Source organism: Vibrio sp. 1874 (assembly GCF_033344395.1).
Lineage (GTDB): Bacteria > Pseudomonadota > Gammaproteobacteria > Enterobacterales > Vibrionaceae > Vibrio > Vibrio alginolyticus.
Genome location: NZ_JAWPOR010000001.1, coordinates 422,144 through 442,646, shown reverse-complemented (window position 1 = coordinate 442,646; position 20,503 = coordinate 422,144). Strand labels below are relative to the sequence as shown.

13 protein-coding genes and 1 pseudogene are annotated in these 20,503 nt (G+C 45.2%); 3 read left to right on the top strand and 11 right to left on the bottom strand.

Features of this window, described 5'->3' with window-relative positions; translation table 11 throughout:
• Together R8N46_RS01995 and R8N46_RS01990 are read left to right on the top strand one after the other, a co-directional pair.
• Positions 1-390: pseudogene (locus R8N46_RS01995) on the top strand (hypothetical protein); the annotation flags it as partial.
• A gap of 4 nt (positions 391-394) precedes the next feature.
• Positions 395-2,041, top strand: coding sequence for a BatD family protein (locus tag R8N46_RS01990; RefSeq protein WP_213972113.1), 1,647 nt, complete (start codon positions 395-397; stop codon positions 2,039-2,041).
• A 125-nt stretch (positions 2,042-2,166) separates the two neighbouring features.
• Here R8N46_RS01990 and R8N46_RS01985 read toward each other — a convergent pair whose 3' ends face one another.
• The 5 genes from R8N46_RS01985 to R8N46_RS01965 form a co-directional block, all read right to left on the bottom strand.
• A complete protein-coding gene (locus tag R8N46_RS01985; RefSeq protein WP_213972112.1) occupies positions 2,167-4,293 on the bottom strand; it encodes a GGDEF domain-containing protein in 2,127 nt (708 codons plus the stop codon).
• Between the two features lie 327 nt (positions 4,294-4,620).
• A complete protein-coding gene (pstB, locus tag R8N46_RS01980; RefSeq protein WP_005375156.1) occupies positions 4,621-5,370 on the bottom strand; it encodes a phosphate ABC transporter ATP-binding protein PstB in 750 nt (249 codons plus the stop codon).
• A gap of 60 nt (positions 5,371-5,430) precedes the next feature.
• Positions 5,431-6,294 (bottom strand): phosphate ABC transporter permease PstA, encoded by an 864-nt coding sequence (pstA, locus tag R8N46_RS01975; protein WP_005383923.1) that lies wholly within the window; start codon positions 6,292-6,294, stop codon positions 5,431-5,433.
• A gap of 22 nt (positions 6,295-6,316) precedes the next feature.
• Entirely contained in the window at positions 6,317-7,249 is a 933-nt protein-coding gene (gene pstC / locus R8N46_RS01970) for a phosphate ABC transporter permease subunit PstC (protein WP_005375154.1), read from the bottom strand.
• Between the two features lie 100 nt (positions 7,250-7,349).
• Positions 7,350-8,171 (bottom strand): phosphate ABC transporter substrate-binding protein, encoded by an 822-nt coding sequence (locus R8N46_RS01965; RefSeq protein WP_005375153.1) that lies wholly within the window; start codon positions 8,169-8,171, stop codon positions 7,350-7,352.
• Positions 8,172-8,502: 331 nt separating this feature from the next.
• Here R8N46_RS01965 and R8N46_RS01960 point away from each other — a divergent pair, with 331 nt between their 5' ends.
• The gene (locus R8N46_RS01960; RefSeq protein WP_171345505.1) at positions 8,503-10,146 is read left to right on the top strand and encodes a methyl-accepting chemotaxis protein; all 1,644 of its coding nucleotides are present in this window, start codon (positions 8,503-8,505) and stop codon (positions 10,144-10,146) included.
• A 108-nt stretch (positions 10,147-10,254) separates the two neighbouring features.
• On the opposite strand, the gene R8N46_RS01955 is transcribed toward R8N46_RS01960, so the two are convergent.
• The 6 genes from R8N46_RS01955 to R8N46_RS01930 all read right to left on the bottom strand — a co-directional run bounded on the left by R8N46_RS01955 (position 10,255) and on the right by R8N46_RS01930 (position 20,378).
• On the bottom strand, positions 10,255-10,830 hold the full coding sequence (locus tag R8N46_RS01955; protein ID WP_005375151.1) for a DUF1566 domain-containing protein: 576 nt from the start codon (positions 10,828-10,830) through the stop codon (positions 10,255-10,257).
• 1 nt (position 10,831) lies between these two features.
• The gene (locus R8N46_RS01950; RefSeq protein WP_054579337.1) at positions 10,832-12,283 is read right to left on the bottom strand and encodes a DUF1566 domain-containing protein; all 1,452 of its coding nucleotides are present in this window, start codon (positions 12,281-12,283) and stop codon (positions 10,832-10,834) included.
• 25 nt (positions 12,284-12,308) lie between these two features.
• Positions 12,309-14,561, bottom strand: a complete 2,253-nt coding sequence (locus R8N46_RS01945) for a proprotein convertase P-domain-containing protein (protein WP_171345506.1) — start codon at positions 14,559-14,561, stop codon at positions 12,309-12,311.
• Positions 14,562-14,570: 9 nt separating this feature from the next.
• Positions 14,571-16,712 carry a TonB-dependent hemoglobin/transferrin/lactoferrin family receptor gene (locus R8N46_RS01940; protein ID WP_171345507.1) on the bottom strand — a complete coding sequence of 714 codons (2,142 nt, stop codon included), beginning with the start codon at positions 16,710-16,712 and terminating at the stop codon, positions 14,571-14,573.
• On the bottom strand, positions 16,713-18,710 hold the full coding sequence (locus R8N46_RS01935; protein ID WP_017635426.1) for a prolyl oligopeptidase family serine peptidase: 1,998 nt from the start codon (positions 18,708-18,710) through the stop codon (positions 16,713-16,715).
• A 324-nt stretch (positions 18,711-19,034) separates the two neighbouring features.
• Positions 19,035-20,378, bottom strand: a complete 1,344-nt coding sequence (locus tag R8N46_RS01930) for a DEAD/DEAH box helicase (protein ID WP_017820508.1) — start codon at positions 20,376-20,378, stop codon at positions 19,035-19,037.
• Between the last annotated feature and the right edge of the window lie 125 nt (positions 20,379-20,503).

Sequence of the window (20,503 nt, the reverse complement as noted above, 5' to 3'; positions counted from 1 at the left end):
CAACAGCAACAGCAACAGCAACAGCAACAGCAACAGCAACAGCAACAGCAACAGCAACAGCAACAGCAACAGCAACAGCAACAAAAGTCTCAAAACGAAGGGAAAGAAGCGCAAGGACAACAGTCACAAAATCAGCAAGATTCTGAAAATAAAGAAGAAAAACAAGAAACGGAACAACATCAACCGCAACGAGATGACAAGCAAGTGAAGGATCAAGGTGAACCAATACAGGCTAAAGCGCATCCCGAAAAAATGCATCAGGATGATCCTGAGTTCCGTCGACTAGAAGCAGTAGAAAGTGCTCGCGACCCAAGCTTTTTGATCCGTGCGCAAATGCAACTTCAAGCGCAACAAAAACAACCTCCACAACAATCTCAAAAGGAGTGGTAAGCCTGTGATGAACAAAGGCGTAAAACTGGTCTTTATTTTTGTGGCCAGCCTAATATCCAGTTTCTCGGTGATGGCACAGACACTTCAAGCTAGTGTGAATAAAACACAAGTAGCCAAGAATGAAGTGATTAACCTCAGAATCATTTCAGATACTGAGCTCAGCTCAGACTCAATCGACTTCAATGTTCTAGAGAAAGACTTCTTCTTGGGTCAACCTCGTTATGGCCGCTCTAGCAATAACATTAACGGAAGAAAATCAGTGCGTACCGAGTGGAGTATCTCAATTGCACCAATGAAAGAAGGTGTTCTGACTATTCCAAGTTTTTCCGCTGATGGCATGAAAACTGAGCCGATCAAACTACGTGTCAACGCGAGCCAAACAGACCCCAATCTTGATGATCTATTTAGCTTCAATATTACGGTCGACAACAGTACGCTCTACCCTCAGCAATCTGCAACATTACGTATACAACTTCTAATTAAAGCGGACACTCGACGCCTAGATAACCCGCAAATAGTACCTCCGCAGATTGAAGGCATGAAGCTTGAGGCACTGGGTGGCTTACAACAAAGACAGAAGATCTTAAATGGGTTAGAAGTAGCGGTCATAGAGCAGTCGTTTCGCTTAACGGCAAATCAACCAGGCACTTATACCTTGATAGGTCCTAAACTGACCGGTTCTTATATTTATGGCGACAGCTTGACGGGCTCAACCAAAATAATGCCTATCAACACCAAAGCGGAACGCATGCCAATCACGGTCAAACCGATTCCGAGCGAATTTAAAGGTGAATGGCTTCCTGCTTCAGCGTTAGAAATGACACAGAGCTGGCAAGACGATCAAGGTAATCTATTGTCGACTAACGCAATCAACACAGTAAAACAAGGCTCTTCACTCACTCGAACCATTCAAGTTAAGGCTCGCGGTACACAAGCCGAATATCTGCCACGAGTCAATATTAGTTACCCGAGTTCACTGCGCGTGTATCCCGAACAACCTAAGTTCGATAGCGCGAGAGATGGCACCGTTACCATGACAGTGAAGCAAGTCATTATTCCTACAGAGGCCGGGAAATATACCTTACCAGGATACGACTTGAACTGGTGGGACAGTCAAAATGATGAAGCGAAGAAAACAACGTTACCAGAGCTAACATTAGACGTAGAGAAAAATGACACTGGGCTAATCACGTTGCCGGAATCGCCTCTTTCAGCGCCTTTAGTGCCAGCCCCTAGTCCTGAATCAAGCGGCGGTGTAAACAGTCTCTGGCGAACGTTAACCTTTGTTTTCTTAGGGCTTTGGATAATGACATTGGGAATCGCAATTTGGGCATGGAAAAAGCGGTCAATAACAGCGAGTGGAACGGTTTCAAATACTGAACAACCACTTTGCATCGACGCGCTAAAAAAAGTCATCGAAGAGGGCGATGCTGCGAAAATTGAACGCTCTGTAAATGAGTATTTAACCACTCATCAAGACAGGTTAAACCCTGGTGACGTACAAGCAATTAAGCAAGAGCTTAATGCCATGAATCAAGCGCGTTTTAGTGCTAACCAACAACCTTGGAGCCCTGATTCGCTGCTAGCGAAAATTCAAAACCTTGGCAAAGCAAACGTAACGAAAACCGACCACCAACTCGAAAAGCTATAAATAACTAGATAACAATGGCAGCTCTCATGAGCTGCCAATTCTCTTATCCGGCCAAATTTTGCTTTAGCGGTTTTATCTAGAGCACCAACCGCCGCCTCTTCCCTATCAAGTTGCTCTTATGAACATCACTTACTCAACAAAACTTGGGGCACGTATTCGTATCGCCTTACACAATTTCGCCCATGATTCTTCGCTTGATAGAGTGCCTTATCCGACAACTGATATAAATGGTCGAAATTAAAGTCTTTGCCTTTCGCTTTATAACAAGAATAACCGACTGAAACGGTAAGTAACTCCCCGTCTGGGTTATGTCGATGCTTTATCCCCTCGCCCTCGATGCACTGACGAATGCACTCTGCTCTCAATCGAACCTCCTCTTGCTCAGAACCAATCATGAGCAACGCAAACTCCTCACCACCGATACGGCAAAAAACTTCATCTTCACCTTTGGTATGATGATCCAAGATATAGCCAATTCGCATCAATGCAATATCGCCTTCGAGATGACCATAGTGATTATTGAATAAGCCAAAATGGTCAATATCAATCAGGATCAGGCCAAACGACATGTCGTCTTCACACTCTAGGGCACAATATTTTTGCATCACATGCTCTAACATGCGGCGATTACCAAGACGCGTCAAAGGATCGAGCTTAGAAAGTACCTCAAGCTGTCGATTGGCTTCCTCCAACTCTTTTGTTCGGTTCTGAACCTCCAGCTCTAAGTTTTCGTTTAGTTCGCGAATCGCCTCTTGAGCTTGAGTACGTTGCAATACTTCAGCTAAGCTGGACGCGAACATACGAATCACTTCACGTAACTGAGAAGTTAAGGGCGCACGTGTCAGCAAATTATCAACAGCGATAAAGGCGATAGGACCACTGCTATTTGAAGTCAATACCGTCATCGCAGCCCAACCAAAGCCAACAATATTACAGTCATGATAAATAGGCACTGATTCTTCAAATGCGACTTCGTTTGGCATTGAGCGAGCCAAATTTATAAGAGAGAAATCTTGGGTTTCGCCAAAGAAGTAAGATTCATCCACCACGTTCCCTTGAATATCGGTGCCCCACGTTCCTTGCATGTAAGAGCAATTTTCATCAGTTAAAAACACCGCCATTCGATCAATACCAAGATTTTTAATGGCGAAAGTGACGGCCGATTTACATACTCCGCTGACAGTAGTGCAACGTGATAACTCAACCATGCTTGAATGCAACATGCGTACGTTTTGTTCTTGGCGCTTACGAATGTAAATTTGAGAGAAGAGTGAACCAAACGAGTCCAACATCTGTTTTTGATATGCCGTTATCGGCTTACGATGAATAAAGTTATCTAGCGCGAACCACCCAAACGGTTCATTGCCATCGCGTAAAATCAACATCGCATTCCAGCCCTGCCCGATGACCTTGCCTGCTGTGTATATTGGCGCGTCTTCTACAATCACTAAGTTGCTCTCGAGGCTAGATAACGCGGTGATATACTCCTCGCTAAGTTGGTGTAAATCGTATTGTGTGTGAAATTCATCAATCGTAATTCCTGACTCATCCGTGCCGTATGTACCACTGAAGCTGCGCTTTTTCATATCGAGAAGCATCAGTGTAGAGCGATCAAACCCAAGTCGTTCACGTAACGCTTCGACGGCTTTGTAGTACAAGTCCTTTAAAGAATCAGGATTAGAGATTTCGAGTGCAACTTGCTGAACTAACTTCATATTTTCGATAAAGCGCTCGCGTTGGCTAATCTCATCAACATATTGCGCTTCACGAATATCTCTGTGCCTGATCTCTTTCGAGGCATTTTTTTCAGCACGAATACATTGCCAACGCGCCGCTGCGAGTTGCATTGCGTCGTAACTTTCTTCATAGATATTATGTGCCGTGAGAGCATGTACAGATTGAATCAGTAGGTAGGTACGTTTGATAGGCGTGTTGTCGAGCATCATGATGTAACTGTCACCCCCTAAATCTCGGGTGTGATTCCAGTTACAAGTGTTGATCGCCAGAGGTATGATGCTTTCAGAGGTATCAAACTGACTTGCCCACTCCCAGAATGTCTCAGGATAGTTTTGGGTTGGGTAAAGCTCTCCGCGAGAGAAGCTCATCGAATGACGAGGGTTAATTGAAGGATCTTCAAAAATAGCGAGGGCTTGAGGGGAGAACAGACTCTCTAAATGATCAAAGATTGCCTCCGCTAGCAACCGATGGTCCCTCGTTGAAGACACTTTTCTTGTAAAACTTCTTAAACTCACCCTACCAACCTAATCTACTTTTTTATCCTCGATAAAAAACTACTTAGGCCATGATATGCAATCAATACGTTCAAATTTGAGCTGTTAAGTCATTCGCAAAATTATCAGACTTAGTGTTACATTCGAGAACTCTTCAGCACTTTTAAAGCCATGTTTCACATAAGTTACATGCTTTATAAACTGGGGAGGAAAGTTGTACTTATTTACAAGATTTTTGTGTTGGTAGATGTTTTAAGCCTACGACTTAAAAAGAAAAAGGCCCCTCATCAAGAGGGGCAAAGTTACCATCGCTTATAGTTATTTAGTTATGCTTGTAAATACGGTGGATTAACCGAAATCACCATTTACGTAGCCTTGAGTACGGTCGTCTTGAGGGTTGCTAAAGATCACTTGCGTATCGTTGTGCTCAACCAGTTCACCCATTAGGAAAAACGCAGTGCGGTCAGAGATACGACGCGCCTGTTGCATTGAGTGAGTCACGATAACGATGGTGTAGTTCTTCTTTAGCTCTTCCATCAGTTCTTCGATTTTGTGTGTCGCAATTGGGTCAAGTGCCGACGTTGGTTCATCCATCAGAATCACATCAGGCTCCATCGCGATTGTACGTGCAATACATAAACGTTGCTGCTGACCACCAGAAAGACCGAATGCGTGTGATTTAAGGCGATCTTTCACCTCATCCCAAAGTGCAGCACCGCGCAGCGAACGCTCTACCACTTCATCAATTGTCTTTTTGTCTTTGATACCTTGAGCACGTAAGCCGTAAGCCACGTTCTCGTAAATGCTCATCGGGAATGGGTTTGGCTTTTGGAATACCATGCCGACTTTGATGCGAAGGTCAGCAACATCAATGTTGCCGTAAATATCTTCGCCGTCCATCGCCAATTTACCTGTAATTTTCACGCCTTCGATTAGATCATTCATTCGGTTCAAACAGCGTAGAAGCGTTGATTTTCCGCAACCTGACGGGCCGATAAGTGCAGTTACTTGGCGAACTGGAATTGGTAAGTTGATCGATTTCAGTGCTTGGTTGTCACCGTAGAATAGGTCTAGGTTTTCAATATCAAATTTGTTCATTGTCTTAATCTCTTAATTCTTGAATTCGTGTCTTTTAACGTGCGTTCTTAATTAGTGTTGTTAGTAAGTTGCGGTGTTAAAACGTCTAGCAATCAGTTTCGTTACCATGTTGATCAAGAGAACAACTACGATAAGCACTGTTGCCGTACCGTAAGCCTGATTCCATTCTTCAACGGTAAACAGTTCGGTAGTCAGTTTGTATAGATGAACGGTTAGCGTACGACCTGAATCCAATAAAGAATCCGGAATACGTGCAACCATACCTGCTGTCAGGAATACTGGAGCAGACTCACCAATGACACGACCAATACTTAGAATGACCGAGGTTAAGATACCTGGCATTGCGCTCGGAAGAATCAAACGCCAGATAGTGTAAATCTTAGAAGCACCGAGGCCATAAGAGCCTTCACGGTAAGTTTGTGGCACTGCCATCAGCGCTTCTTCCGTTGTACGGATGATCACTGGCAGGATTAGGATACTTAGCGTCAATGCACCCGACAGAATCGAGAAGCCAAGGCCAAGAATCGCCACGAAGAAAGTCATACCAAACAGGCCGAAAATGATCGACGGGATACCCGCCAATGACTCGGTACAGAATCGGATGATTTTCACCAAACGACTGCCCACTTTCGCGTATTCGGTCAAGTAGATTGCCGTCATGATACCGAGTGGCGCTGCCACTGCGATAGAAGCGATAACCATGTAAATGGTCGCCACAATCATTGGGAAGATACCGTGCTCTTCACCTGTGCGCGTATAGTTATCAGTAATGAAGTTCCAATCTACGTGTTGTAGACCGTTTGATAGGATGTACCAGATAATCCAGAACAAAAAACCTACCGTTAGTGCTGCCGAGATCCAGACAAATGCGTTAAAGACATTATCTTTGAACTGGCGTGCTTTTTTCAGTTTTGCGCGATCCATAATAGTCACCTTTAACGAGCGATTACTTCGCTTTTTCTCGGTTTAGGTACAGTAGTACAGCGTTCAACGACATGATGAAGACCAGAAGTACTACACCTGTAGCGTAAAGTGCGTTCGCGTGAACACCACTTGCGTAAGACATTTCAATGGCGATGTTTGCAGTTAGTGTACGAGCCGAATCAAGGATGCCTTCTGGCATTGCCGGCGCGTTACCCATAACCATGATAATCGCCATGGTCTCACCCAACGCACGACCGATACCCAGTATCACACCTGTCATGATGCCTGAGCGAGCCGCTGGAACGAGCAACTTAAAGATGGTGTAGATTTTCGATGCGCCCAGTGCCAAAGAACCTTCTTTATAAGTACGAGGGACAGCGCGGATAGACGTTTCAGATACCGTAATTACCGTTGGTAGAATCATCACACCAAGAACAATGATACCGGCAAGGATAGTATTACCTGCAGGTACATCAAATACCTTCTGAATCAATGGAACGATAATAACCAGACCGAAGAAACCGTAGACCACTGAAGGAATACCGGCTAGCAGCTCAACCGCTGGACGGATGATGTCTGCTAATCGCTTTGGTGCGATTTCAGCGATAAAAATGGCGGTCAGAACACCAATTGGAACCCCAACAATGACAGCACCGGCCGTCGATACGATAGATGCCACAATCATGGTGGCGACACCGTAAAGCGCAGGTGGTAACCAGTTTTGTCCTAAGACAATGCCCGATACGCCTGCTTCTTGGAATGCCGGAATACTCTCTCGAACGATGAAGTATGCAATAACGGCCAATGAAACAATGCCGATTACGGCACTCGTTAGGAACAAGCCGTGGAAGATGCGCTCTTTCCAGTCTACACGACGCTTCTCGCGTAGGCCTGACTTGCTGATAGCTCTAGCGTCAGTATTCATAAGCTTTTCACTATTTGTTGCGATGGTCATTTAAAAATCTCACGGTTCTGGGCAATGCCGTTGAACACAATGGATAGAAAAGGCTCAGCCCGAAACGTTGGGCTGAGCAAACTTTAGAGTCCCGATGGGATTAGTTAACTGAGATGTAACCTTTTTGGTCAACTAGCGCTTGCGCTTCGTCAGTTAGCATCCAGTCTAGGAATTTTTGCGTTTCTGTTGATGGCTTGCCTTCTTTGTAAAGCACAAGGAATGGACGCGCTACTTTGTAAGAACCGTTTTTAACGTTAGCTACCGTTGCATCAACGCCGTCGATTGCTAGCGCATTAACAGTGTTGTCTACAGTACCAAGAGAAATGTAGCCGATTGCGTATGGGTTAGATGCAACCATTGTTTTCAGTGCGCCGTTACCGTTTGCAACTTGAGCACGTTGAGAGATAGCTGATACCTTCTTACCAGAAATCTTCATTTTTAGAGACATGATGTCTTCAAATGCGCCACGAGTACCAGAAGCCGTGTCACGAGTAATGGCTACGATTGGCTTGTCTGCACCACCGACTTCTTTCCAGTTTGATACTTCGCCTTTGTAGATTGCAGTCACTTGCTCGGCTGTTAGACCTGGCAGTTTGTTTTGTGGGTTAACAACCACTGCGATACCATCACGAGCAACCACTTCTTCGATTAGTGTTGATTCTTTTTCAGAGTCTTTTAGATTACGAGAAGACATACCAAGGTCTGCTGAACCATTTTTCGCTGCTTTTACACCAGCTGAAGAACCAGGACCTTGAACTTCGATAAATACGTTAGGGTTCTTCTTCATGTACGTTTCAGAGAAAACTTCCATCAGTGGAGTTACGCTGCTAGAACCCACTGCAGAGATAGTTTCTTTAGCAGAAACAGGAGTCACTGCCATTGCGCCTAGAAGTGCGATTGCACCGATTACTGTCTTTTTCATCACAATTTCCTTAAGTGGCTTTATTGCCGTTGTGTTTCACTTGAACGGTGCTCACTTTAGAATTTGAATATGACAGTTGTGTTTCACTTAGTTGAACCCTCTATGACACGTTGTCATTTCTAACTATTAATTCCGCGACTTATCCCTCTCTCAATTTGAACGTAACGTTTTTATAACGTTGCCTCATGTTCAAGATGATAACCCCATCGATTTTGGTACATTTCATAACAATTAGGTATGAGTAACTCATTGATTTGGCAAATGTAACAATTAAAATCGAAATGCTTATTTATAAAAAAGATAATAATCAAACCGATAGAGGGTCAATCTCATGCGTCAATTTCTTAGTACGCTTTCTATTAAACTTCAGGTTTTTCTGCCTGTTCTATTCACAGTTATATTACTCATCATTGGACTGAGTGTCGGAATCGGTAAACTAGATCAAGCATTCAATAAGGTTTCGGCTTCCACCCATAAGCTAATCATTCACAAAGAGGAACTTAGCGGCATCGTAGACAACACTTACGCCATGCGCATCAAAGCCATTTATAGTCTATTTAGAGCCGAAGATGTTCAGTCTCTCAACCAAGAGCTTTCTAAGCGACAAAACAAAAACCGCGATTTTCTTAACTCCATCGACAATCTCCCTGGCGTTCAAAATGAAGTCAATGCTATGCGTAAGGCCATGAATCACTATGTTGATTTCACTCGCGTTACCATGACACCTCTGCTCACCACTAAACACTCTTCTGATTACACCACCTCTGATTTCAATCAAAAGTACGAATCTGCAATGGCTGAGTATCGATTAGCTGGCGAAGCGATGATCAACGCCATCGACAAACTATCTAAACAATTGAATCAAATCGTCACCGATGAAGTCGAAACGAATGGCGAACAACATTCAACCACGCTCACTTACAGCGCCGTCTCGCTTGCGGTGATCTTGAGTGCCGCTTCACTTATTAGTTGGGTACTCGCCAGCTACATCGTTGCGCCGATTCGTAACCTTCAAGTAACGATGCAGGAAGTCGCGAAGGGAAACCTACTAGTTAAGGCCGAAGCCATCGGGAAAAACGAAGTGTCTCAGCTGGCTCGAGATGTAAACCAGACCATAGAAAAACTGCGTGAAACTGTAAGCGCATTGGTTCGCATTAGTGAAGATGTGGCATCAGCATCAACCGAGTTAGCAACTGTTATGACTCAAAGCAGCGTCAACTCGGATCAAGAAAAGCAAGAAGTTGAGCAAGTAGCCTCGGCGATCAATCAGCTAGAGTCGACCGCAGCTGAAGTATCGACCAATGCACAAGAAGCCGATAGTGCATCAAATCAAGCACGTACGTTAACCTCACAAAGTATAAGCATGTTTGGGGAAAGTACTCGCGCAAGTGAAAAGATGGCGGAACAACTTAACGAAGCCGCTGCCGTCGTGACTTCGCTAAAAGAACAATCAGAACACATTGGTCGCGTGATCGAAGTGATTGAAGGTATTTCTGAGCAAACGAATCTACTTGCACTGAATGCAGCGATTGAAGCTGCACGAGCGGGCGAAAGTGGCCGAGGCTTTGCGGTAGTGGCCGATGAAGTACGTATGCTGGCAGCGCGAACTCAGGAGTCCACCAAAGAGATCCAAACCATTATAGAAGAGCTACAGCAACAATCTGGTCACGCAAATGAAAGTATGCATTCCAGCTTAGCCATGTTGTCAGACAACCAAGCTCTGACACAAGAAGTTAGCCAATCACTTGCTAATATCAGTAATGCTATCGCCGATCTGAACTCAATCAACACTCAAGTTGCAACCGCATCAGAAGAGCAGAAACAGGTCACGGCTGATATCAACAACAACTTAACGAACATCTATGAACTAGTGAGCCAGAACGTAACTGGCATTACGCAATCAGCCGCAGCAGCGCAAGAACTGTCTGGCTTAGCGGAAAACCAAAAACATCAGCTTAAGCAGTTCCAAGTTTAAATACTCTACTCAACACGATAAGTTCCAAAGGTTAGAAAAGAAAAAGCTCCGCACTGGCGGAGCCTATCATAAAGGCAAAGCTATCAACCCTTATTAACGTAATAATTATTATTCATCTGTCACTAACAAGAGAGAGCTTTTGAAACTTGAGTTTAACGGATCTCTATTGAAAACCTCACCATTAGTCGTATCAAAAGTTGCAACATGCTTACCGTCGCCATTAGGTGTGTTGCTCCAGACATAACGCCCTAGAACATCATCTCCATCTTTCAGACTATAGCCGCTAGCAAACCCTGTACTATTTATGGCTGGGCTGTGGCAAGCTCGCTCAGTTAGAGATACTAGCTCTTTGATATTTGCTAGTCGCCAATTTTTTTTGTCAGCAAAATTGTGAAGAGGATGGTTGCCGTCCTTATTACGAATTTGTTTGGCTGTGGAGAGAGCGAGTTGCCATGACATTGTAGATCGCGTCCCCTGGCATTCTTGGTTTCCTACATTCCATGTCATACCAACTGGACAGCGCATCCATGTTAGACCTGTTTTCAGGTCAGTTACGGTACCGCTCTCAGAATATGTATAACGCGTGTTAGGTGCCGTTTTAGCAAAGTCAGTAGAACACTCTTGTGCAGCTATTGCAGTTTGAGAAGCCAAAGTAAGAGATAGTACAGTTATTAATTTCTTCATCTTATTGCCCCTTAACTGCGACTAGACGGATTGGGAATTGGTAAGAATCATCGGCACCCGCACTTGTGTTGCTTGATCGAATCTCGACGTATGAAATAGTGCCTCTATCTTTGCCCCGGGAGACAATCGCAGGGAAATAAATCTCGCCATCAATAAGTTGTGATGATGCATTCGTAAACTTAAAGTCGCTATGCCAAAACGCACCATATCCTAAATAAGGGCTACCTATGGTTTGCTGTGGAAAGTATTTAACATTAAAACCATAGACGTTGTATTTTGCATATTCATCGTTCGGAGCAAACAGTGTTTGTTCACCAAAGTCTAGTAAGTCATAAGTCTCACGGTAAGTAGGCAAGCGCCAACCAGTGATTCCACATAACGATTGTTTGTTTATGTACTGAACATATTGGCTAGTGGTACAAACTTCATCACCAGCGTCTTTACAACCTGCAAGCTCTACATCTTTGCTAAATGGCTTAAATGTTTCAGACTCAAACGCAAATAGGCGATCTTTAAATTGAACTGAGCTCGCATCCGCACTTTTGTTTTCCCAAACAAGACCAGTACGCTCGTCCATAGTACAAGCCCACTCAGTCGCATCTGCAGCTAAAGCAGCACCTTGTGAATCTAACTTAACGAACTTAAAGCCTGCGCCTGTCGACGTTTGCTTGTCCTCTTTGTCGAAGCCGTACTCCGCATCTTGACCAGGGTAAGACGCTTGAACCTCTGCTACGTCTGCTGCTCCTTCAGCAAAATAAAGAACGGCGCCCGTATCGTTACTACCAACCGTTTGTTCAGCAACCGCTACAATTTCTTCAGCAAATGCACTCACTTCCACTTCAGACAGAAGATCAGAGGCCAATGATTTACCCTGGAAGCTAAGGCTTTGAGCAAGCAGCGCTACGCCTTGGGTCATTTGTTGTGGCTGCATTGCAGCTAATAGTGCAACCGTGTTTTGCTCTAGCTTATCTAGCTCGCTGGCTTCTGCGTTAGACATTACCGTTCCAGACAGAGAAACACCGGCATCGGTGAGTTGTGCTTTCACAATCTCTTCAGCTTGAGCAACGGTTTTACCGTCAACCACAAGACCTGCGAGCAACGTTGTTACACCATTGACCGTGTTACCCGTCGCTAAGTTTTGGCCCGGAGCCGCAAGACGCAACGTTTGGTTCGAACCTTGATCAACTTGAGCAAGAATGGTGCTGGTTAGTACGTTTTTGTCGCTTGAAGTCAGGCTAAATTTACCGGCATTATCCGTTTTAGCACTCGGCTCGGTCGTATCACAAACGTAGTTTTGGTTTAAATCGATGCAGACTGGCGTATCAAGAAGTGTACCTGCAGAAACGATGGTGCCAGCTACATCATAGGTCGGTGCCGACGTGTCACCACCAGAACCTCCGCCACAGCCAGCAAGGGCTAGTGACATAGCAACGAAAGAATATTGAAACTTCATAGATTTTATCTTCTTTTGATTTTAATTAACGAGAGCGAATCACTCTCACCATTGAAAGCAGGAAAAGTCCTAACAAGGTCCAAGGCGAACCACTGCCACCTGAACCACCGCCACTGCTTTCTTTAGTGGTATCAGCACTACACTGATACTGAGCAAAGTGACTCACACCCCACTCTTTCAACACCCCAGAGTTCCCTGACACGCGGTCAGACACTTCGAGACGCCAAGTCCCCCAACTCGGTTGACCGACAAGTGCTTGTAACTCCTCGTCATACTGAGCGGTGAAGTAACCTTTAAATCCTTTGGTATTGCTTGATTGATGGCTAAGTAGCACGACCGATTTGCCTTGTGGAGACACTAGCGTCACTTGCAGATCTTGCAGTGAGTCATGTTCGATGTTCAGGTAAACCGCAAACGAATCATCAATCGTGCGTGACTTGTCCGATAGCGTCTGAGAGAACAGTCTGTCGCCCTGTTCCGGCAAAGCGGAGTTCACTGGTTGAGGCTGGATATCGAGCTCTGGCGTACCATTAACCAGCATCACCTTTTCACTCCACTGGTGAGTCTTTAGGCCTTCAGAAAATTGATAATCCAATGAAATAGAGGAATCGAATTGCGTGCCACATGTTAGACCGCTTGGTAACGCCACCTTCATTGAGGTCGAGTCAGAAAGCGTTTCATCAAAGTCGAAAACAGATGCGTTGTTTAGCTGCCATTGCCCTTTGATGCTCGCTTCACGGCCAGTTTGGCTCAGGCTCAAACCAACGTCTTGACCTTGTGCGATGTATCGAGCGTCATAGCGAACACGAAGAGGCGCTTTAAGTAAGTTGTGTCTGTTGAAGCTGTCCGTCAGGAATTGGGCGTAGTCTTTATTTGGGAACAAGGTGTTTGCGGCAAACACGGTCGACTCCGCCAGATCATGCATTTTCACGCCACGACCAATGCCGTACATGCCTTCAAGAACAATGGCGTCAAACTCGCGGAACACCCTATCGGTATCATCACCGTATCGTTCAACCGATGCTTTAAGCGCTTGAAACAGCGGCGTTGACCATAGCTCGTCACCTAGTTCACCGCCCACACTGACGTGCGCTGGGTACTCTGAGCTCTCGAAGTAACGTGCTCTTTGGTTCCATAAGCTACGAGTTGTTTTGCGTGTTCCGAACACACCGTCCCAGTTGAACACCGTATCTAACTCGAATTCTTGACCACGACGCGAAGCATCCAAATATTGAATGCGGTAGCTCGCGCTGCCCGCCCAGTAATCAGCAAAACCCTCTGCGATAGCACCAGTGTGACCGTACGCCCAATCCGGTACGATTTGGTAATGAATGCCATGCCCAAGCTCGTGTATCACGACATCAGCCTCGACTGCATCCGGAGAAACACCACCGACACCCAGCATGAGTGCTTTCGGACCGTAATAGTAAGTAGAGTTATCTTTTGATAAACCGCGAGCATCAAAACGAAGCGGTTCATCAAACAAGTCGTAAGTCAGGCTTGTCAGATATTGGATCGAGCTATCAAGATGATAAAAAGCCATCAACTGTGGGAACGCATTGTCACCAAACTCGGTGCTTTGCATCTCATCAACACTGTCAAATGCTTGAACCCCTTCTGCGCTGAGGAAGTCCAACGTATCGAGTACAGGCGCTTCACCAGGTGCTGGGGCTGAAAATAAACCCGTCGCATCCACTTGCTTTAATCTTGGGTTAGAGAGATAGAACTTACCTCCCGACTTTAAAACCTCAATCGACTTGGTGACGTACTCGATCGGCTGAGGGTAATCGGACAGTGCTGACCATGTCGATTCTGGTGCCGCTTGCTGTTGCATGGTGCGCAGATCTGGGTTGAATAAAGAAACCTCAACATCAACCAGACTTCCAGAGCTCAAAGCCGGTGGCTCTTGTGCTTGCAGTTGGCGAGGCGATTCCAATTCCATTGCAACCGTTGGTTTACCGTTGCGAATTATCGTATCTTCAAGGCTCTTAAACACTCGCACAACGTGATGATTTTTATCAGTTGTTACTACAAGGGCACGCTGAGATTGATATTCACCGTTAACCCAAACATCAAAATTGTAATGCTCACCAAGCTGAGACTGGGTTTTGTAACGGAACTTAAACTCGCCCGCTTCTGAGTAGTGGCTGTCTAAATAAGTTTTCGCTTGCGCTTCATTGGTCACCACAGAATCCGTTGTGGGATAATCCCACTCTGCAGACAGCGCCGCAGGGGTACATGCAATAAGCAGTGAAAACGCCAATGGTTTTAGCTTCATGATTTCGTCCTAGAATTCGTATTTTGCAGTCAGCGTGAAGTAGCGCCCTGGCTCAGTTGAGTAACGCTTACTTTCCTCAGCGATACCCGCTACGTCTTGGTATCGGATGTATTCTTTGTCGAACAGGTTGATGATGTTTGCGCTAACACGAAGGTCTTTGGAAACGTGGTAAGTTGCGCCAATATCAAACGTATTCCACGCACTTGTCTGCGCGCACTCTGTCGCTAGACCAAGCGTGGTCTGGCATTTAGGAACGCGATCCATGGCCGCGGCCCAGTTCCAAGCCACGTAAGCATTGAAGTCTTGGTCGGCGTATTTCAGTTGAGCGTTACCTTCGAATGGCGTAATGCTTCGAACGTATTCACCTTCCGCGTCTTTGCCATCTACGTAGCCAAACTTGGTGCTGATGTTCCATCGCTTAGTGATCGCGTAACCCGCAGAAAGCTCTGCACCATACGTCTCGACACCATCGAGGTTTTGGTATTGTTTAATGTAATTACCATTGCTTGAGTCAAAGCCCGTGGTCACAACGTCGATGAAGTTTTCAAACTTGTTGTAGAACAAAGACGCATAGACATACGCACGACCGTTATCGAACTTGTTACCGATTTCAAATGAGTCGGAAGTTTCAGCTTCTAGATCCATGTTTGGTGCAATGACAAACGGCGTGAGCGGCACAAAGTCGTGGCTTACAAAGCCATACGCTTTATCGTATTCCGGAGCACGGTAACCATGGTTATAAGATACATAAGCAATGTTGTTGGCAAATACTTCACGAGAAACCGAAAGACTTGGAGATACCTCTGAGCTATCCATGTCTTTTAATGGGAAGCCGCCCACTTCACCCGCACCGTCTGGCGTGAGACGGTGCGCATCAAAGCGTAGGCCACCTGTGATGGTCCATTTATCCAGTTCCACCATGTCTCGAACGTACAAACCAATGTTATAAGCACGAGCAGGAGCGAAAGGTTGTTTGGTCGAAGGTGTTACTCCGTTCCAATCAATCTTGGAGTCGCTATCTGTGCGTTCGTAATAGTCAGTAGAAAGCTCGACACCGTAAGCCAATTGGTGCTCAGCATTTGCTGCATAAATCGTATTAGTGAAATCGCCACGGAAGCCAATTGTTTCGTCAATGAAGGTTTTGTGTTCCAGCTCGCGACGCTTGGTGATCAAACCATTGTGATCCACTTGGCGCATTAAACGGTTGGTGTCTTCCACCACTTCGGTGTGACGCCAGTAAACTTTGGTATCCAACTCTTCGAACCAAGTTGGATTAATCGGAGTCACCTCTGCACCAATATAAGCGCTGTACTCTTCTGTGGTTTCATCCTCAGCAAAGTCTTCAATATGCCAAATTCCATCAGGTTGAATGGACGGTGAACCCTCCAAACGCTCTTGGTTCTGGGTGTAGAGTTCAGCTTTCGCTTTCAACATCACCTCTTCATTGAAAAAGTGGTTGATCGTATAAGCACCGCTGTAACCATCGAGGTCGCGGTTATACAAATCTTCATCAAAGTTACGTGTCTCTTGCCCCTGCCAGTATGAAACGTTAAACAAACTCTCAGTATCACCGGAGCGGAAAGCTAGATTACTCGTGCCTTTGTACTTGTTGCTGATATCGGTGTAAGTACCGGATACATCGGTGTAGAAGTCTTTGTCTTTTAAGAAATCACCCGGCTTGCTGGATTCTAAAATCACCACACCGCCGATCGCGCCAGAGCCATGCACCGAAGAGCTTGCACCTTTAATGATTTGCAGCGATTCAAAATTGGATAAATCAAAAGTATCTCTCCCAACTGCATCATTAATGTCATTCGCACCGAAGCCATCCGCAGAACGAATGCCATCACGAACGATCATAATGCGGTTACCCGTCATACCACGGATGGTAATGTTTTGCGGACGTCCTGCACCGCCCGTCACACTTACACCAGGTTCGTTACGCAGCACGTCATATAGCTCGGTCTCGCCTCTTTCTTCGATTTGCTCGTTTGTGATAACCGCGACACTACCTGCCACTTTTGACAATGGCTGATCGATTTTATTGGCGGTTACCACCACCTCTTCCATTGAGAAAACCTTAGATTCGGCGTGCACTTGACTGGCAGCAAGTACCGAAAGTACTGCCGCTGACACTGGGGTAAGCTTCATTTACTGCTCCGCTTTAGATGTTTTAATGAGTGATAGTAGAAATGCGTATTCTTTTGCTTGTTGTTCTTGCGCTTGTCGTGGGTCCATTTGGTGGCCCGAATTAAAATCAGTTTGCAACAAGTACGGCCCGTTGCGCTCACTTAACGCTGAAACTTTAGCCAGATACTTTGCGCCTTCCCAATATGGGACGCGCTGATCAATTAAACCGACTTGAACCAACATGGGTGGGTAAGCGTTTTTATGGATATTGAGAATCGGATCGTACGCCTTCATTAACGCCAATTGTTCAGGTTTGGTTGGGTTACCCCATTCGCCATACTGCTGTGTGGTAAGCGGAAGTGAGGTATCCGACATACTTGCAACCACATCAACAAAAGGCACTTTAAGTACGACACCTGAAAACAATTTAGGATCTTGATTAACCGCTCCGGCCACCAACGTGCCACCAGCACTAGAACCGATGGCGAAAACCTCTCTATTGCCACGTTCGAATGTTTGCAGCGCCTTCGCGGCCGCGACAAAATCACCAATAGAATTGGCTTTTCGCACACCACGGCCTTGCTCGTGCCATTCATCGCCAAAGTACCCACCGCCACGGACATGGGCGATAGCGTAAATCACACCTTGGTCGAGTAAACTGATAACCTGAGGCATAAAGTACGGTTTCATCGTAAAACCATACGCGCCGTAACCGTAAATCATCACAGGAGATTGTGGGTGCAATTTGTCTTTGCGATACGCCAAAGAGACAGGGACAGAAACGCCGTCGTGCTTAATAAAAATACGTTGGGATACATAACGCTGACTATCAAAGTCTTGGTAAGCATCTTGAGAGTACAAGGATTTATTCAGCGTTTTTACATCGAACTCTTCCCACTGAGGAGGCGTAGTCATCGACATGCTTCGGATACGAATTTTGTTTGATTCAAAATCGCCCAATGTGCTTAGCCAAGCGACATTACCATCGTGTTCCAATGGCAGTATCACTTTTTCCTGCCCTTGGTAAGAATACACCGTCAATGTCGACAAGTTGTTTGGCTTACTAAGTGCCACAACTCCTGCATCATAAAGGTAGAACTGTTCAAGCGGCTCACGAGGATTGGTAAAGCGTTGCCATGTTGCGCCAAGCGGTGCGAGTTCGGCTTGGTAAAGGGCGAACTTTCCTTCCAGGTTGCTTTTAAGATAAATGTAACCTTTCGCCACATCCGCGTAATATTCCACACCCACTTCAGGCTTTCGCAATGAATCTGAGACAGTGCCCGTTTCTAGGTCGACAAGCTTCTGCTCTGTTGTTGACTCGTTGTTGCTTTGCAGCACAGCATAACGGCTATCTGCCGCACGATAGAAAGAAAGTAACCAATCTGACTTGGGTTCATTCCATAGGACTGTTTTTGCCAAAGATTCAGTGGAGATACGTAAGATCTGATGAGGTCGCTGGGTGCGCTTTTCTTTTGCAACGAGGAATGCCACTTTCCCGTTAGGTGACAACAATACGCCACTATCGACGTGCGTCGCCAGTTCCGTAGATTGACCGGAGAGTAAATCAACAACCACAGCACGATATTGTTCGCTGCCGTCGATATCTTCCGTGAAAAGTAGCGTGTCACCATTCACTTGCCATTGACCAAGTTGGTAGTACTGATGCGCAGATTGTCGTTCATCGAAATCGAACACCACGTTTTCTGGTGCATGTTGACTCGCACGGGATAATAGTAAGTAACGACCATCGCGACGCATTAGCGTCCACTCTCTTCCACTCACGATCGACCATGGCTTATCACCTTTGTCTGCCACAATGGTATCCCACTGCGTTAGTAGGTTTTTTGTCAACGTCTGATAACTTTTTTGGTGCTGTTCAGTTTTGTGGTTTTGTTCTGTTAGGTAGGTAAGAACTCGCTCATCTTTACGAGCATCATCTCGAAGCCAGTTGAAATCATCAGCAGCAAAGCCAGAACTAGAGGTAATTATGAGCCCTAAAAAAACATGAGTAAATTTCATATAGAGAGCGAATTCATTTATAGGATTAATACAATGGCGCGTATTCTGCCCTTAAATAAAAATGAGATCAATTATCATTTTCATAATCATGTGAGATTTTTATCTAGTGTGTGAGGAAAAACGTTTGCTTTGACCGAGGTTATAAAACTTAATAACTTCCTAAATTAGCGTTCTATGCTGTTTATATACAACCAGACAAATATAAAAGCTGACTAACGAGTGAGTATGGAAAGACGCTATTTCACCTAGCGACAGACATAAAAAATCCGAGTGCGAACACTCGGATTTTTAAGAACTAAAATCAATGGGAAACTACAGCAGCTTTTACTCTTCAGAGCTCGGTGCCGCTGGTTTTTTCTTAGGGATGAAGACATCATCACCCACAGATACGTTTTTGTAGAAGCTCTTGTCACGCTTAGCTGGTTTTTTCGCCGATTTTTTCGCTTGAGGGCGAGCTTTCTTTGCGGTCGCTTTCTTATTGCGGAAATCTGGTTTAGGTGGCTTAAGGCCTTTAAACTTACCTTTCAAATCTTCGAACAATGAAAACTCAAGATCTTGTTGTAGGTATGCTTCTACACGTTTAAAGCTATCCCAGTCTTTTGGACCAACAAGAGAGATTGCATCCCCTTTATTTCCAGCACGACCAGTACGACCAACTCGGTGTACGTATTCTTCGGTATGCTTTGGCATATCGAAGTTGATGACGTGTGTCACAGTTGCAATATCCAAACCGCGGGAAGCAACATCAGTCGTTACAAGGATCTTAAATACTGCGCGCTCAAACTGACTCATAATGGTGTTACGTTGAGTCTGGTTCAAGTTACCACTTAGTGCTACAGCCTTCAGTTTCTTTTCGTTCAGCTTTTCTGTTAGTCGCTCAGTATCATCACGCGTTGCCGTAAAGATAATAACTTGACGGTATTCAGCCTCAGAAAGAACACGATCTAAAATTGCCTCTTTATGATCTAGGTGATCACACAAGTAAAATTTTTGCGTGATATCTTTATGTTCTTCGTTAGAAACGCCGATAGCAATTCGCTTTGGCGCATTGAGCATTTCAGCCGCGATTTCATTGACGTCTGCATGATCTAATGTCGCAGAGAACATCAACGTTTGACGACGACGATGCTTGGCTGCTTTATGAATGCGACGAAGCTCTGGTGCAAAGCCCAAATCCAACATACGGTCTGCTTCGTCCAGAATTAGCGTTTCCAAACCATCCAGATAAAGCGAACGGTGCTCTAAGTGATCAGCCAAACGTCCTGGTGTCGCCACGATAAATTTCGGGTAACGACGCAGAGCTTTTACCTGATCGTTAAAGTTCTCACCACCCAAAATCAGTGCTGCTTCATAAGATAGGCCAGCTAGCATAGAACGAAGCTCACCATATACTTGTTTCGCTAGCTCACGAGTAGGAGCAAGGATTACCGCGCGAGGGTCTTTCGCAGAAAACGATTTTGTCTTTAAAGACTTATGAAGCATTGGCAATACAAACGCCAAAGTCTTGCCCGAACCTGTTTTCGAAGATGCCAATAGATCCTTGCCTGCAATCGCAACAGGAATCGCCTGCTGCTGAATGTCAGTCGCTTTTTTAAAATCGTAGTGTTTTAGGTTCTTCAACAATCGGTTGTCTAGGCCTAGATCTTTAAATTGCAAAGTATTCTCCAATAAATCAGTCAGCGTCTGAGCGCTCTGTAGTGTCGTTTCCGCTCTAACGCAGCAAAAAAAATAAAGCTCGGTATAATACCGCAAATCATAGGAGTATAGATAGAGATCACACAAACTAATTCCCT